Source organism: Allobosea sp. WAO, assembly GCF_001509835.1.
Lineage (GTDB): Bacteria > Pseudomonadota > Alphaproteobacteria > Rhizobiales > Beijerinckiaceae > Allobosea.
Genome location: NZ_JXTJ01000004.1, coordinates 698,039 through 712,685, shown reverse-complemented (window position 1 = coordinate 712,685; position 14,647 = coordinate 698,039). Strand labels below are relative to the sequence as shown.

Below are 14,647 nucleotides of genomic sequence, written 5' to 3'. Positions count from 1 at the left end.
AGCGCTGACCGTGCCGAGCTTCTCGCGCAGCCTCGAACAGGCGCTTCACCGGGCCCTTGCGCTCGCCAATGAACGCCACCACGAATACGCCACTCTGGAGCATCTGCTGCTGGCGCTGGTCGACGACCAGGACGCCGCCGCGGTGATGCGGGCGTGCAGCGTCGATCTCGACACGCTGCGCCGCAATCTCGTCGATTACATCGACGCGGAGCTGACCAATCTCGTCACCGACGGACGCGACGATTCGAAGCCGACCGCCGGCTTCCAGCGCGTGATCCAGCGCGCGGTGATCCATGTCCAGTCTTCGGGCCGCGAGGAGGTCACCGGCGCCAATGTGCTCGTCGCGATGTTCGCCGAGCGCGAGAGCCACGCCGCCTACTTCCTGCAGGAGCAGGACATGACCCGCTACGACGCGGTCAACTACATCAGCCATGGCATCGCCAAGCGCCCGGGCGCCAGCGAGACGCGCGCCGTGCGCGGCACCGACGAGGAGCCGGAGCAGCAGCGCGAGCAACGCTCCGATTCCGGCAATGACGGCGACAAGGACAAGAAGAAGAAGGAAAGCGCGCTCGAAGCCTATTGCGTCAACCTCAACCGCAAGGCGCGCGACGGGCGTATCGACCCGCTGATCGGCCGCGAGGCCGAGGTGCAGCGCACCATCCAGATCCTCTGCCGCCGGCAGAAGAACAACCCGCTGCTGGTCGGCGAGCCCGGCGTCGGCAAGACCGCCATCGCCGAGGGCCTGGCGCTGAAGATCATCCGCGGCGAGGTGCCCGAGGTGCTCGAGGACGCGACCGTGTTCTCGCTCGACATGGGCACGCTGCTTGCCGGCACGCGCTATCGCGGCGATTTCGAGGAACGCCTCAAGCAGGTGATGAAGGAGATCGAGCAGCACCCGAAGGCGATCATGTTCATCGACGAGATCCATACGGTGATCGGCGCCGGTGCGACCTCGGGCGGGGCGATGGACGCCTCGAACCTGCTGAAGCCGGCGCTCGCCTCGGGCTCGCTGCGCTGCATCGGCTCGACCACCTACAAGGAATACCGCCAGTACTTCGAGAAGGACCGGGCGCTGGTCCGGCGTTTCCAGAAGATCGACGTCAACGAGCCGTCGATCCCGGACACGATCGAGATCCTCAAGGGGCTGAAGCCCTATTTCGAGGAGTTCCACAAGCTCCGCTACACCAACGACGCCATCAAGGCGGCGGTGGAGCTCTCGGCGCGCTACATCCATGACCGCAAGCTGCCGGACAAGGCGATCGACGTGATCGACGAGACCGGCGCTTCGCAGATGCTGGTGACCGAGGCCAAGCGCAAGAAGACCATCGGCGTCAAGGAGATCGAGGCGGCGGTCGCGACTATGGCGCGCATCCCGGCCAAGACCGTCTCCAAGGACGATGCCGAGGTTCTGCGCAATCTCGAGACCACGCTGAAGCGCACCGTCTATGGCCAGGAGAAGGCGATCGAGGCACTGTCCTCCTCGATCAAGCTCGCCCGCGCTGGGCTGCGCGACGGCGAGAAGCCGATCGGCTGCTATCTCTTCGCGGGCCCGACCGGCGTCGGCAAGACCGAGGTCGCGCGCCAGCTCGCCTCCTCGCTCGGCGTCGAGCTCGTGCGCTTCGACATGTCGGAATACATGGAGCGCCATACCGTCTCGCGGCTGATCGGCGCGCCTCCGGGCTATGTCGGTTTCGACCAGGGCGGCCTGCTGACCGACCAGATCGACCAGCACCCGCATTGCGTGCTGCTGCTCGACGAAATCGAGAAGGCCCATCCCGACCTGTTCAACATCCTCCTGCAGGTGATGGACCACGGCAAGCTGACCGATAATAACGGCAAGCAGGTCGATTTCAGGAACGTCATCCTGATCATGACCACCAATGCCGGCGCCGCCGACATGGCCAAGAACGCCTATGGCTTCACCCGTTCGAAGCGCGAGGGCGACGATACCGAGGCGATCAACAAGCTGTTCGCGCCGGAATTCCGCAACCGGCTCGACGCGACGATCTCCTTCGGCCATCTGCCAAAGACGGTGGTGGCGCGCGTCGTCGACAAGTTCGTCCTGCAGCTCGAGGCGCAGCTCGCCGACCGCAACGTCACGATCGAGCTCTCGGACGAGGCGCGCGACTGGCTGGTCGAGAACGGCTATGACGAGGCGATGGGCGCCCGCCCGATGGCGCGGCTGATCCAGCAGACGATCAAGACGCCGCTCGCCGACGAGGTGCTGTTCGGCAGGCTGAAGAATGGCGGCGCGGTCAAGGTCGTGGTCGTCCAGTCCGAGACCGGCATCAAGGTGCTCGGCCTCGAATTCCCCGACGGGCCGGCCAAGCCCAAGCCGGAGAAGGACGTCGCCGCCGCGGCCGAGAAGCGTACGCGCAAGCCGCGCGCCAAGGGTACCGGCAAGGCCAAGGCCGGCCCTGCCGGCAGCCTGAAGCGCGGCCCGAAGCCGGATGCGCCAGTCGAGCCGCCAAAGGCGGCCCGCAGTGTCCGGACCGTCCCGAAAGTCCCGTTGACGAAGGCCTGAGACCGTGTGGTTCCGACGCAAATCCGAGAGCGCCTGGGCGCAGGACAGTGAAGCCACGGCGGCAGCCGCGGCAGCGCCCGCGGCCAAGGAGAAGCTCGGCTGGTTCGAGAAGCGCGCCCGCCGGCGTCGGCGCCGCATCGTCTTCGAGGAGGTGCTGGGCTGGATCCTGGTGCCGGCGTTCATCTATCTGATGTGGCTCGCCTATCAGGCCGTCGGCGGCGTGCCGAAGGAGATCGTGGACTTCGGGAACGAGCTGCTCGGCCTGGCGCTGAAGAGTTTCTGACGCCTCGTTTGCGCCGGGCGCAGGTCTGAAGCGCGGCGAGGGCTCTGCCCCGCGGCGACGGGAATGCGCATTAAGCGTTGTCGGCTGACCGGGTCGATCTGCGCATTCGCGATCCCAGGGCGTTCATGAGTCAGCTTCCCTCCGAGCCGCCGCTCCCGACACGCCTTCCGTGTCGCGGCAGGTTCGACGCCGGCCCGGTGTCCGCATGAGTTCGCTCGGCCGCTGGCAGCGGCTGCGCCCGGCGCTGATCGGCTTTCGCGATGCGCTGATGCTACCGGCCTGGGTCGTCGGCCTCGGCCTGGTCGGCGTCGGCTCGCTGGCGCGCGATGTCGGCTATCCCGTCGAGGTCGCGGTGCTGTCGACCATACTGGTCTGGGCCGGGCCGTCGCAGGTGCTATTCTTCGCCTCGATCGCAGCCGGCGCAGCCTGGAGTGCGATCGCGCTCGCGATCGGCTTTGCCTCGCTGCGCTTCCTGCCGATGACGATCGCGCTCCTGCCGCTGCTGCGCCGGCCGGGGCAGGGCGTCGGCATCCAGATCCTCATGTCGCACTATGTCGCCGTCACGGCCTGGACCGAGGCGCTGCGCCGCCTGCCGGCACTGCCGCCGGAACAGCGGCCGACCTATTTCCTCGGCTTCGCCAATGCGCTGATCCTGGTCTCGGCGCTCTGCACCTATGCCGGCTACTATCTCGCCGGGGCTGTGCCGGTTCCGGTCGCCGCCGGACTCCTCGCCCTGTCGCCGATCTTCTTCATGACGTCGCTGACGGTCGGGGCGCGCGGCTTCGGCGACGGGCTCGCCATCTTTCTCGGCCTCGCGCTGTCGCCGGTCGCAAGCTGGGCGATCGGCGGCGGCTTCGATCTGCTCGCCGGCGGCCTCGTCGGCGGGACGATCGCCTTCGCGGCGCAGCGCTGGCGCCGGCGCGCAAGGGCAGGCGCATGACCGCGCCGATCGCGCTTCTCGACGGTCCCTGGTGGCCCTATCTCGCCCTCCTGCTCTTCGCGGTCATCCCGACGGAGATGTGGCGATGGCTCGCCGTCGCCTTCGCCCGTCGCCTCGACGACGGCTCGCCCTGGCTCGAATGGGTGCGGCTGGTCGCGACGGCGCTGCTCGCGGGGGTCGTCGCCAAGCTGATGCTGACGCCGCCTGGCGTGCTCGCCGATGTGCCGCTGCTGGTCCGCCTCGCTGCGATCGCAGTTCCGGTCGCGATCGTGATCCTGACCAATCGCAGGGTGATGCTGGCAGTCGTCGCGGCCGAGGCGGTGCTGATCGGCGGGGCCTGGTGGCTGATATAGTGGAGCATCGCCACCGGCTGCTTCGGATGCGGACCGGCGATTTGTCGTCTTGCAAGATCACCGGTTTCATTGACGAAGCCGCATTGCCCTCGGGAAACGGGACATATTCTCCATGACGGCCAGCAATCGCATCGTGCTTTCAAGCGATCATGCCGCGATCCAGCTCCGGCAGGCCATCGCCGCCCATGTCGCGGCGCAGGGCTGGGTGGTGGTCGACATCGGACCTGCGACGCCGGAAAGCACGCCCTATCCCAAGCATGGCGAGGCGGCGGCGCGGCTCGTCGCCTCCGGCGATTGCCGGTTCGGCATCATCTTCTGCGGCACCGGCCAGGGTATCATGATGGCGGCGAACAAGGTGAAGGGCATCCGCTGCGGCGTCTGCGCCGACACCTTCTCGGCCCGCATGATCCGCCAGCACAACGACGCCAACATGCTGTCGCTCGGCGCGCGCGTGGTGGGAGAGGGGCTGGCCCTCGATATCGTCGACGCCTTCCTGGCGGCCGAATTCGAAGGCGGTCGGCATGCGACGCGGGTCGAGATGATCGAGGCGCTGGAAGGCTAGCGCGTTCGTTGCGTCGGAACCGCGGGCTCTGCCGCGGTTCTGGCGAGCCTATGCATCCGACAGGCTGAGATGCCTGAGCTTGTCGGGGTTGCGCACGATGTAGATCGCGTGGACGCGCCCGTCGCGGATGTCGAGCGCGGTCGCCTGCAGGGTCTCGCCGCGTTCGAGGCTGAGATAGCCGGGCAGGCCGTTGATCAGCACCGGCTTGAAGAGGGTGGTCGGCTTGTCGCGGTGGGCGAGCTTGGCGTTGATGCCGGCGAAGAAGCGCGAGACGCGGTCGATGCCGTAGAGCGGGTTGATCACCGCCAGGACCTTGCCGCCGCCATCGCTGTGGAAGGCGACATCCTGCGCCAGCAGGGCCTGGAGATCGCTCGGATCGGCCTTGTGGGCCGCTTTGAAGAAGGCATCGACGAAGCGCTTCGCCTCGGCCGGGTCGACCTTGTTGCGCGGCGGCACGTCGATACGGACATGCTCGCGCGCCCGCTTGGCGAGCTGGCGGCAGGCGCTCTCGCTGCGATCGATGGTGCGGGCGATCTCGGCGAAATCCATCTCGAAGATGTCGTGCAGCAGGAAGGCGGCGCGTTCGAGCGGGGAAAGGCGCTCCAGCGCCAGCATCAGCGCGATCGGCGCATCGACCCCGGCATCGGCCGGCGCCTCGCCGCCGAGCGCCTCGACCAGCGGCTCCGGCAGCCAGCTGCCGACATAGAACTCGCGGCGGCTGCGGGCCGATTTCATCTGGTCGAGGCAGAGCCGCGTCACGATGCGCGCCAGGAAGGCGCGTGGCTGCGCGACCTCCGCCTGATCGGTCTCGCGCCAGCGCAGCCAAGCCTCCTGCACGATGTCCTCGGCATCGCTGACCGAACCGAGCATGCGATAGGCGAGGCGGGTCAGGAAGCGGCGATGGCTATCGAACGGGTCGCTGGCAGGCGCTGAGGTCATCGCGGGCCCCGTCCTCAGGCGGCGGCCACGGCTGGCCGGTCGTTCGGATGGGCCGAGCGGAAGCCGATGGCGATGCGGTTCCAGCTGTTGATCGTGGCGATCAGCATGGTGAGCTTCACCGTTTCCTCCGGGCTGAAATGGCGCTGCACCTCTTCATAGACCTCGTCCGGCGCGTGAGTCTGCGAGATCAGCGTCAGCGAGTCGGTCCAGGCGAGGGCGGCGCGCTCGCGTGGGCTATAGAGCGCCGACTCGTGCCAGGCGTCGAGCAGGAAAAGCCGCGCCGGGCTCTCGCCCTCCTTGAGCGCATCGGCGGAATGCATGTGCAGGCAGTAGGCGCAGCCATTGATCTGCGAGGCCCGCATCTTCACGAGATGGATCAGGCTATGCTCGAGCCCGCTCTCCTTGAGCGTCGCTTCGAGCGCGATCAGCGGCTTCATGGTCTCGGGCGCGGCGGTGTAGGGGTTCAGGCGCTTGGTCATGGCGGGATCTCCGCAAAAGGGGAAAGCTCGGCCGGTGCGAAGCCGCGCCCGGCCGGCTGTACGATGCGCCGGTCAGGCCGCAGCGGTCTCGCGCCGGCGATCCTGCGGGTGGCGGGTGCGGAAGCCGGCATTGACCCGATTCCAGACATTGATCATGCCGATGGCGACGGAGAGATCGACGATCTCCTTCTCGCTGAAATGCTCGCGCAGTTCGGCGAAGGCCTCGTCGCTCGGGCTGCGCTCGGTGAGCCGGGTCAGCTCCTCTGTCCAGCGCAGGGCGGCGCGCTCGCGCGGGGTGTAGAGTTCCGACTCTTCCCAGGCGCTGAGCAGGGTGATGCGGGCCTCGCTCTCGCCGGCCTTGCGGGCATCGGCCATGTGCATGTGCAGGCAGTAGGCGCAGCGATTGAGCTGCGAGGCGCGGATCTTCACCAGCTCCTGCAGGCTGTGTTCCAGCGTCGACTGGTTCACATATTCCTGCAGGCCGAGCATGGCCTTGTAGGCTTCGGGGGCGGTCTGGAAGGCGTTGAGGCGTTGGGTCATCCTGGTCTCCATCATTGGCTGATGCAGACCAGGACGAGGCAGGGTGCGGGCGTGTGACATGCGCCGCGTTATTTTTTCGGGTCAGGCGTCCTTCAGCGCGGCGCGGAGCTTCTCGGCGGCCTCGGTCAGTTCCTCGGGCTTGGCCATCACGCTCGCCGGCGGCTTCATCGCGATGCCGTCATGGCGCGGGATGACGTGGACGTGGAGATGGAAGACGACCTGGCCGCCGGCGCTCTCGTTGAATTGCTGCACCGTGATCCCGTCCGCCGCGAAGGCCTTCATCCCGGCCCGCGCGATGCGCTGCGAAACCTGGGCGACATGGGCGAGATCGGCCGGCGCGACATCGAGCAGGTTGCGGGCCGGGTTCTTCGGGATGATCAGGGTGTGGCCGGGCGCGCGTGGCATGATGTCGAGGAAGGCCAGCGCCTTGTCGTCCTCATAGACGCGGTGGGCCGGCAGTTCGCCGCGCAGGATCTTGGCGAAGATGTTGTTCTGGTCGTAGGCGGTCATGGCGGTGTTCCTGTCTTGGGCTGGCGGAAGCTGGAGGCCGCCGCGGGAGAAAGGTCAAGCCGGGGAGGCGGCGCCGAGCGGCAGCGTCTCGACGATGCGGCTGTCGAGCACGAGGTCGTCGCTCGCGCCCATCAGCCAGAGTGCATCGACCCGCAGGCGCAGCAGGGGCTTCTCCCACCAGCGCGCCAGCAGCGCGGCCAGCGCCTGCGTCTCCCCGGCGTCGAGATCGTCGATCAGGTTGTAGTAGCCGAGGAGATAGAGGTCGCCGGACGGGCGGCCGAAGACCTGCTGGATCTGCTGGAACGGATTGAGGCCCGGCGCCAGCTGCGGATAGGCGCGCAGATAGAGCCGGCCGAGATTGACGTTGCCGGAGAACAGGCCGCGCAGCTCGACCTCGAAGGGCGCGATGGCGGCGAGCCGGGTGCGGATATCTGGAGCGATCGCGGGACGCTCGCCGCGGCCGAGCGAGCCGACGATGGTGGCGTGCAGCCGCTCGGCGCGCTTCGGCAGCAGGCCCCAGGCGATCTTGCCGGCGAAGGGGGCGGCGCGCAGCTCGGCCTCCAGCGCGCGCCAAGCCGGCGAAGCGTCCGGCGCGTCCTTAGGCACCGGCATCACCAGCGAGAAGATCTCGGCGTGGCGGCCCATCTCGTAGCCGCGGCCGTCGAGCCGCGGGATCACCCGCGGATGCTCGGGCGCCAGCAAGGGCAGATGGGCGAGGCGATAGCTCTCGTCGAGTGCCAGCGGCGCGGAGAAGTCGGTCAGGCTGCGGCGGTAACCCAGCGCATCGTCGCTGCAGAACTCAGTCGGCAAGGTCAGCTCCGGACCTGAAGGGCAGTTCGGCTTCGAGCGCGAGCTTCGCGGCGGCGATCTCGCGGCGCTCGCCGGGCAGATAGGCGGCGACGGCGCGCGCCAGGCCTGGGTCGGCGAGGAAATGCGCGGAGCGGGTGATCACCGGCCGGTAACCGCGCGCCAGCTTGTGCTCGCCCTGCGCCCCGGCCTCGACCCGGACGAGCCCCTGGGCGATCGCATAGTCGATGGCCTGATGGTAGCAGAGCTCGAAATGCAGGAAGGGGTGGTCCTCGATGCAGCCCCAGTTGCGGCCGTAGAGCGTGTTACCGCCGCGGAAATTGATGGCGCCGGCGATGTTGCGCCCGGCCCGGCGCGCCAGCACCAGCACGACGCGCTCGCCCATAAGCTGGCCGATCTCGGAGAAGAAGCGGCGGTTGAGATAGGGCCGGCCCCATTTGCGCGAGCCGGTATCCTCGTAGAAGGCATGGAAATTGTCCCAGACGCTCTCGGTCAGGTCGGAGCCCGAGAGCACCGAAACCTCGATCCCCGCCGAGAGCGCCTCGCGACGCTCGCGCTTCAGTGCCTTGCGCTTGCGCGAGGCCAGCGTGGCGAGGAAGTCGTCATAGCTGGCGAAGCCCTGGTTCTGCCAATGGAACTGGATGTCGTGGCGTTCGAGATAGCCGGCCTCCAGCAGAGCCGTAAGGTCGGCCTGCTGCGAGAAGGTGACGTGTACTGAGGAGCCGTGGACCTGCTCCCGCAGCGCTTCCAGGCCGGCGATCAACGCCTCGCGCGCCTCGTTGGCTTGCGCGCCGGGCGCGACGAGCAGGCGCGGCCCGGTCGCCGGGGTGAACGGCGCGGCGACCTGGATCTTCGGGTAGTAGCGCCCGCCTGCGCGCATATAGGCCTCGGCCCAGCTATGGTCGAAGACGTATTCGCCCTGGCTGTGGCCCTTCACGAAGGAGGGGGCGGCGGCGATCAGCCGGCCCGCCTCGTCCTCGACCAGCAGATAGGCCGGCGACCAGCCAGTGCGGCCGCCGACGCAGCCGCTCTCTTCGAGCGCGCGCAGAAACGCGTGTGAAACGAAGGGGTTGTCCGGATCTCCCTGAGAAACTGAATCCGTTGCCTGAGAGGTTGATTCAAGCTTCGCGGCGGCGCCGGGATTGGCGCAGGCGTCCCAGTCCGCGGCCGGGACGCTTTTCAGCGAGGTCGTGACGCGGACTGTGAGGCCCCCGTGCAGACCGGTTTCACTCAAGGGCGGAAGCCCTCGAAAACCATCTGGTCGGCATGCTCGGCCGCGCGGGCCCGGTCCTCTGGTGTGCGCACGGTCCAGCTCATCAGCGGCAGCCCCAGAGCCTTGCGGCAGAGGAAGGGCGCGGCGCTCGGCAGGTCGGCGACCTTCCAGGAGACGAAGTCCGGCCGGCTCTGCTCGTAATGCAGGAGATTGGCGAGGGCGTGCTTCTGATCCGGCGAGAGATGGACGTAGTCGCCATACTCATAGGCGTTCATCGCGACGATGCCGCGGGCGAAGCCGGGAGCGAGCTCGCGCAGGGCCGCGACGATGACGGGATCGAAGGATTTCAGCACGATCGGCCGGTCCTTGTGCCCGGCGACGATCTCGGCGGTGCGCTTCGCCAGGCGCAAGTCGCCGTCGAAGCGGCTCTTGATCTCGATCACCAACGGCGTCTTGCCGCCGATCGCATCGAGGAAGCCGGTGAGCGTCGGGATCTTGTCGCCCGAGCCCTTCAGCCCGATGCCGGCAAGCTCGGCGGCTTTCCGGGCATCGACGCGGCCGGTCTCGCCGGTCAGGCGGTCGAGAGTGAAGTCGTGGAAGACCAGCGCCTCCTCGTCGGCGCTGAGCTGGACGTCGCATTCGATGGCGAAGCCGCCTGCGATGGCGGCCTGCGCCGCCGAGATCGAGTTCTCGATTACGCCGCTCGCGAGATCGTGCAGCCCGCGATGGGCGATCGGGCGGGCCGTCAGCCAGGCTTGAGCTGCCATCAGGCGATCTCGAACATGGCTTCGACCTCGACGGCGGCGTCGGCCGGCAGGTTGGCGACGCCGACGGTCGAGCGGGCATGGCGGCCGGCATCGCCGAGCACCTCGACCATCAGGTCGGAGGCGCCGTTCATGATGGCGGGCAGGGCGGCGAAGTGCGGGGCGGCATTGATGAAGCCGCCGAGGCGGACGCAGCGCCTGATCCGGCCGAGATCGCCGCCGAGCGCCGCCTTGGCCTGGGCCAGCACGTTGATGGCGCAGAGCCTGGCTGCCTCGAGCCCGGCCTCGTTGAAGATCTCGGCGCCGAGCTTGCCCTTGTGCTTGTCGGAGAGCTTGCCGTCGAGGCCGAAGCAGAGCTGGCCGGAGATCACCAGCAGATTGCTGGTGATGACATAGGGCACGTAGTTCGCGACCGGGGCGGCCGGTGCCGGCAGCGTGATGCCGAGGGCGGCGAGCTTGGTGTCGATGGCGTTCATGATGAGAGGCTCCCGGCCTGCGCTGGACAGGAGCCTTTCATCGCCGATGGCAGGCAAGGTCGCAAGCGCGGCGCGGCTTGGCCGATGCGTCTGCCGAGCAGGGCCGGCTCAGGCCGCGTCGGGACGCTGCGCCAGATAGCGTTCGGCCGGCGCGTTGCGCGAGAGATTGGGGCCGAGCGCCAGCCGCGCTGCGGTATAGCGCTCGAAATCCTTGGGATCGGGCAGCGAGGGAATGGTGACGAGCTCGCCCTGATCGAAGCCGGCCAGCGCCGCATCGACCATGGCATCGACCTCCATGATCATCTCGGGCGGGAAACCATCGACGTCGACGCCGGCGCGGGCCCAGATTTCGGTGCGAGTGGCACCCGGCAATACGGCCTGGACCCTGACGCCGGCCGGCTCAAGCTCCTTCTGCAGCGAAAGGCTGAGATTCAGCACATAGGCCTTGGTGCCGCTGTAGCTGCCATTGAACAGCTCCGGCGCGAGCGCCAGCACCGAGGCGATGTTGATGATCGTGCCGCGCTTGCGGGTCACGAAGTTGCGAGCCGCTGCGGCTGCGAGGCGCGTCGGGGCGATGACGTTGAGCTCGATCATGGTCTGGAAGCGGTCGATATCGCCTTCGACCAGCGTGCCGGAGACCGACATGCCGGCATTGTTGACGAGCACGGTCAGGCTTTCGTTCTCGCGCAGTCTCTGTTCGACCAAGGCTAGATCGGCCTTCGCCGTCAGGTCGGCCTTGAGCCATTCGACCTTGCGGCCCGTTTCGCGGCGGAGGCGCTCGGCGAGGGCTTCGAGGCGTGCCGCGTCGCGCGCGACGAGAACAAGGTCATGGCCGCGACGGGCCAGGCGGTCGGCGTAGACGGCGCCGATTCCGGTCGAGGCGCCGGTGATGAGAGCGGTGCCGAGCTGCTGCGTAGCCATGTCCAACTCCTGTTCGGGTTCTGGATCATTTTCATGATGATCATCATGATTGAATTTAGATGACGATTGTCATATAAATAGTCAAGAGGCTGATATACCGATTTTCTGGGGAGCAGGCCGATGCGTGTGAGTCGCGAGCAGATGGCGGAGAACCGCGAGCGCATTCTCGAAACCGCCGCGACCCTGTTTCGGGAACGCGGCTTCGACGGGGTCGGCGTCGCCGATGTGATGAAGGCCGTCGGCCTGACCCATGGCGGCTTCTATGGGCACTTCTCTTCGAAGGAGGATCTCGCCGCCCAGGCGCTTGGGCGCGCCTTTGGCAATGCCAACCAATGGCTGGAGGAGGCCAAGGCCACCGAGCCGGCGGCCCCGTTGCAGGGCATCGCCGACCGCTACCTCTCGCCGCTGCACCGCGACGACCCCGGCCATGGTTGCCCGGTGGCGGCGCTCGGCTCCGATATCGCGCGCCAAAGCGAGGCGTCGCGTCAGGCTGCGACGGATGGCGCGCGCGCGGCGATCGCGAGCTTGTCATCCATCATGACGGGGGCGAGCGAGGCGGAGCGGCGCTCCGCCGCCCTGGCGAGCTACGCCACGCTGATCGGCGCGCTCGTCCTCTCCCGCATGGTCGAGGACAAGGCGCTTTCGGAGGAGGTCCTCGCTGCAGCCAGAGCTGCGCTGGCGGGAAGACCCGCCGAAGGATAGCGGCGCGCCCCGCCTTGTTTGCGCCATTGCCGCAATGCACCTAGATTCGAAGGGGCCGGGGTTCGACCCAGCCAAGAGCGCGAATCGAGGATCGGGCATGAAGACGTATCGCGGCGGGATCGCAGGCCTGGCGGTGATGGCGGCCGCGGGGGCCTGGGCGCAGGCTCCAGCCGAGCGCGTCGTGCTGGTACCGCACCGCGCGATCTACGATCTTGCCCTCGACAGCACCAAGCCATCCCGCGATATCAGCACGGCGCGCGGGCGCATTGCGTTCGACTTTTCCGGCGACGCCTGCGACGGCTACGCGCTTTCCTTCCGGCAGGTCACCGAGCTGACCAGCGAGGTCGGCCCGCGCATCATCGACGCACGGACTACGAGCTTCGAGGAAGGCGACGCCAAGAGCTATCGCTTCAAGACCGAGAGCTCGACGGCCGGCGCCCCGCCCGACGTGGTCGATGGCACCGCGAAGAAGGGCGATGCCGGCTATGAGGTGAGCCTGCGCGCGCCCAAGGCCGAGACGCATCGCGAAGCCGCGATGGCGATGTTCCCGAACGAGCAGATGAAGGCGGTGATCAAGGCGGCGCGGGCCGGCCAGACCACCTTCAACGTCCGCCTCTATGACGGCGCCAACAGCGGCAAGGACGTCTACGACACGCTGTCGGTGATCGGCCGTAAGATTGAGGCGAAGCCAGGCGAGGCGCCGCTGCAGCGCCCCGAATTCGAGAAGCTGGCGCGCTGGCCGGTGACGATCTCCTATTTCAAGGTCGGCTCGGGCGAGACGACGCCGGCCTATACGGTCGCCTTCGAGCTCTACGAGAACGGCGTCACCGGCGCGATCCGGCTCGACTACGGCTCCTTCGCGCTGCGCGGCACGCTCACGCGTCTGGATCTTCTGCCGGCGAGCGATTGCTCGAAGTAGCATTGCCCGAAGCAGGTCTGCGCCGTTCGCGCAGCGACAGGCCCTTGCCGATCGCGGCGTCGCCGAAGCGGGCGCGGACCGCGTCGAGCGCGCTTTCGACGGCCTTCAGGCGCGGTGTCTGCGTGTCGGCGAGATCGCCACGGTCGGCATCCGCCGGGTCGGAGAAGTCGCTCGCGCCGATGCCGATCAGCCGGTAGCGCAAGCCGGTGCATTCACGCTTCAAGAGATCGCGGCCCGCCGCGAACAGCCGGGCGGCGAGTTGCGTCGGCTCCGGCAGCCGCGTGGCGCGGGTGACGATGTGGAAGTCGTGGGTCTTCAGCTTGAGCGTGATCGTGCGCCCAGCGAGTTCCTGCGCCTTCAGCCGCTTCGAGGTCTTCTCGCAGAGCCGCCAGAGGATCGGCTCCAGCTCCTCGAAGGCGGCGAGGTCGACGTCGAGCGTCGTCTCGGACGAGACCGTCTTGGCCTCGTGCTCGACCGTGACCTGGCGCGGGTCGATGCCGCGGGCGAGATTGCGCAGGCGCGGCCCGTCCTTGCCGATGGTGCGGTAGAGCGTCTCGACCTCGGCGGCGGCAAGGTCGCCGATGCTGCGGAAACCCGCCTGCGCCAGTCTTGCCACGCCGGCCTGGCCGATGCCGGGGATCATCCCGACAGGCTTCGGCGCCAGGAAGGCGACGGCCTCCGCCCGCCCGATGATCGAAAAGCCGCGCGGCTTGTCGAGGTCGGAGGCGACCTTGGCGAGAAATTTCGCATAGGACAGGCCGACCGAGACGGTTATGCCGATCTCGTCCTCGATCCGGCGCTGGAAGCGGGCGAGGGTGAGCGCCGGGCTGGCATGGTGCAGCCGCTCCGTGCCGCCGAGATCGAGAAACGCTTCATCGATCGAGAGCGGTTCGACCAGCGGTGTCAGCTCCTGCATCAGCCGGCGCACCTGCCGGCCGACAGCGACATATTTCGCCATGTCCGGCTTGATGACCACGGCTTCGGGGCAGGCTTTGAGCGCCTTGAACATCGGCATGGCCGAGCGCACGCCGGACATGCGGGCGATGTAGCAGCAGGTCGAGACCACGCCGCGCTTGCCGCCGCCGACGATCACCGGCTTGTCGAGCAGCGAGGGATCGTCGCGCTTCTCGATCGCGGCGTAGAAGGCGTCGCAGTCAATATGGGCGAGGTGGAGCTCGTCACGCTCTGCATGGCGCAGCAGCCGCGGCGAACCGCAGGCCGGGCAGCGGCGCAGGGGTGGGGCAGGCGGCGCCTCGCCATGGTCGCGCAGGCAGTCGCGGCAGAGCGCCCGCGCCGTGCCGACCAAGGCGGGCGTGCCGTTCACGGCTCGAAGACTTCGGGCGGGCCGGCGAGAATTTCGCGGGCCTGGCCGACGATCTCCGGATTAAGGCCCAAGTTTGCTGCAAACTCGAGCAGCAGCGAATCACTGGCGCAGAGGTGGTCGATAACGCCGAGGAGGAAGCCCGGCTCCTGTGCGGCCGAACGCAAGGTCGCTGGGCCAAGGCCCGTGGCGGCCAGGAAAGGCTCCAGGCGCTCAGGTTCGGAGGCCAGGAAGGCGAGGGCGCGCAGCGCCAGCGTCTCGGCTTCCTGCAAGTTGATGGGACGGGGCATGGCGATTTGCTCGGTGTGTCTGCGATCGGGTTTGCGTTTCGTCAACGGCTCGCGTGCTAACTTCATCATCGAACGGGGCTGCCGGCTTGGGAAGTCCGGGATAT

Annotated in this window: 18 protein-coding genes; 7 read left to right on the top strand and 11 right to left on the bottom strand. The window is 67.9% G+C overall.

Annotated elements, in window-relative coordinates:
- Positions 1–10: 10 nt before the first annotated feature.
- The 5 genes from clpA to rpiB all read left to right on the top strand — a co-directional run bounded on the left by clpA (position 11) and on the right by rpiB (position 4,662).
- Entirely contained in the window at positions 11–2,524 is a 2,514-nt protein-coding gene (gene clpA / locus DK26_RS07690) for an ATP-dependent Clp protease ATP-binding subunit ClpA (RefSeq protein ID WP_066469996.1), read from the top strand.
- A 4-nt stretch (positions 2,525–2,528) separates the two neighbouring features.
- Positions 2,529–2,807 (top strand): hypothetical protein, encoded by a 279-nt coding sequence (locus tag DK26_RS07685; protein ID WP_066469993.1) that lies wholly within the window; start codon positions 2,529–2,531, stop codon positions 2,805–2,807.
- A 205-nt stretch (positions 2,808–3,012) separates the two neighbouring features.
- A complete protein-coding gene (locus DK26_RS07680; protein ID WP_066469990.1) occupies positions 3,013–3,747 on the top strand; it encodes an AzlC family ABC transporter permease in 735 nt (244 codons plus the stop codon).
- Positions 3,744–4,100, top strand: a complete 357-nt coding sequence (locus DK26_RS07675) for an AzlD domain-containing protein (protein WP_066469986.1) — start codon at positions 3,744–3,746, stop codon at positions 4,098–4,100. The genes DK26_RS07680 and DK26_RS07675 overlap by 4 nt, the downstream gene beginning before the upstream one ends.
- A gap of 112 nt (positions 4,101–4,212) precedes the next feature.
- Entirely contained in the window at positions 4,213–4,662 is a 450-nt protein-coding gene (rpiB, locus tag DK26_RS07670; protein ID WP_066469983.1) for a ribose 5-phosphate isomerase B, read from the top strand.
- A gap of 48 nt (positions 4,663–4,710) precedes the next feature.
- On the opposite strand, the gene DK26_RS07665 is transcribed toward rpiB, so the two are convergent.
- The 9 genes from DK26_RS07665 to DK26_RS07625 form a co-directional block, all read right to left on the bottom strand.
- Complete coding sequence (locus tag DK26_RS07665) at positions 4,711–5,601, bottom strand: sigma-70 family RNA polymerase sigma factor (protein WP_066469980.1); 891 nt, start codon at positions 5,599–5,601, stop codon at positions 4,711–4,713.
- 14 nt (positions 5,602–5,615) lie between these two features.
- Positions 5,616–6,080 (bottom strand): carboxymuconolactone decarboxylase family protein, encoded by a 465-nt coding sequence (locus DK26_RS07660; RefSeq protein WP_066469977.1) that lies wholly within the window; start codon positions 6,078–6,080, stop codon positions 5,616–5,618.
- A 72-nt stretch (positions 6,081–6,152) separates the two neighbouring features.
- Positions 6,153–6,620, bottom strand: a complete 468-nt coding sequence (locus tag DK26_RS07655) for a carboxymuconolactone decarboxylase family protein (RefSeq protein ID WP_066469976.1) — start codon at positions 6,618–6,620, stop codon at positions 6,153–6,155.
- Between the two features lie 81 nt (positions 6,621–6,701).
- Entirely contained in the window at positions 6,702–7,130 is a 429-nt protein-coding gene (locus DK26_RS07650) for an HIT family protein (RefSeq protein ID WP_066469973.1), read from the bottom strand.
- Between the two features lie 54 nt (positions 7,131–7,184).
- Positions 7,185–7,940 (bottom strand): 2'-5' RNA ligase family protein, encoded by a 756-nt coding sequence (locus DK26_RS07645; RefSeq protein ID WP_248309891.1) that lies wholly within the window; start codon positions 7,938–7,940, stop codon positions 7,185–7,187.
- On the bottom strand, positions 7,930–9,171 hold the full coding sequence (locus DK26_RS07640; protein WP_083533039.1) for a GNAT family N-acetyltransferase: 1,242 nt from the start codon (positions 9,169–9,171) through the stop codon (positions 7,930–7,932). Before DK26_RS07640 ends, DK26_RS07645 begins: the two co-directional genes overlap by 11 nt.
- Positions 9,168–9,917, bottom strand: a complete 750-nt coding sequence (locus DK26_RS07635) for a glycerophosphodiester phosphodiesterase family protein (protein WP_066469969.1) — start codon at positions 9,915–9,917, stop codon at positions 9,168–9,170. Before DK26_RS07635 ends, DK26_RS07640 begins: the two co-directional genes overlap by 4 nt.
- Positions 9,917–10,390: a RidA family protein gene (locus DK26_RS07630; RefSeq protein WP_066469964.1), complete on the bottom strand. Its 474-nt coding sequence runs from the start codon at positions 10,388–10,390 to the stop codon at positions 9,917–9,919. The genes DK26_RS07635 and DK26_RS07630 overlap by 1 nt, the downstream gene beginning before the upstream one ends.
- Positions 10,391–10,498: 108 nt before the next feature.
- Positions 10,499–11,311 (bottom strand): SDR family oxidoreductase, encoded by an 813-nt coding sequence (locus DK26_RS07625; RefSeq protein WP_066469961.1) that lies wholly within the window; start codon positions 11,309–11,311, stop codon positions 10,499–10,501.
- A 120-nt stretch (positions 11,312–11,431) separates the two neighbouring features.
- On the opposite strand from DK26_RS07625, the gene DK26_RS07620 reads away from it, so the two are divergent.
- Entirely contained in the window at positions 11,432–12,013 is a 582-nt protein-coding gene (locus DK26_RS07620; protein WP_066469959.1) for a TetR/AcrR family transcriptional regulator, read from the top strand.
- Positions 12,014–12,110: 97 nt separating this feature from the next.
- On the top strand, positions 12,111–12,932 hold the full coding sequence (locus DK26_RS07615; RefSeq protein ID WP_066469957.1) for a cell envelope integrity EipB family protein: 822 nt from the start codon (positions 12,111–12,113) through the stop codon (positions 12,930–12,932).
- On the opposite strand, the gene DK26_RS07610 is transcribed toward DK26_RS07615, so the two are convergent.
- Both DK26_RS07610 and DK26_RS07605 read right to left on the bottom strand, forming a co-directional pair.
- Complete coding sequence (locus tag DK26_RS07610) at positions 12,889–14,256, bottom strand: DNA polymerase IV (RefSeq protein ID WP_282568024.1); 1,368 nt, start codon at positions 14,254–14,256, stop codon at positions 12,889–12,891. The genes DK26_RS07615 and DK26_RS07610 overlap by 44 nt on opposite strands.
- A complete protein-coding gene (locus DK26_RS07605) occupies positions 14,253–14,612 on the bottom strand; it encodes a DUF3572 domain-containing protein (RefSeq protein WP_248309890.1) in 360 nt (119 codons plus the stop codon). Before DK26_RS07605 ends, DK26_RS07610 begins: the two co-directional genes overlap by 4 nt.
- Positions 14,613–14,647 lie beyond the last annotated feature (35 nt).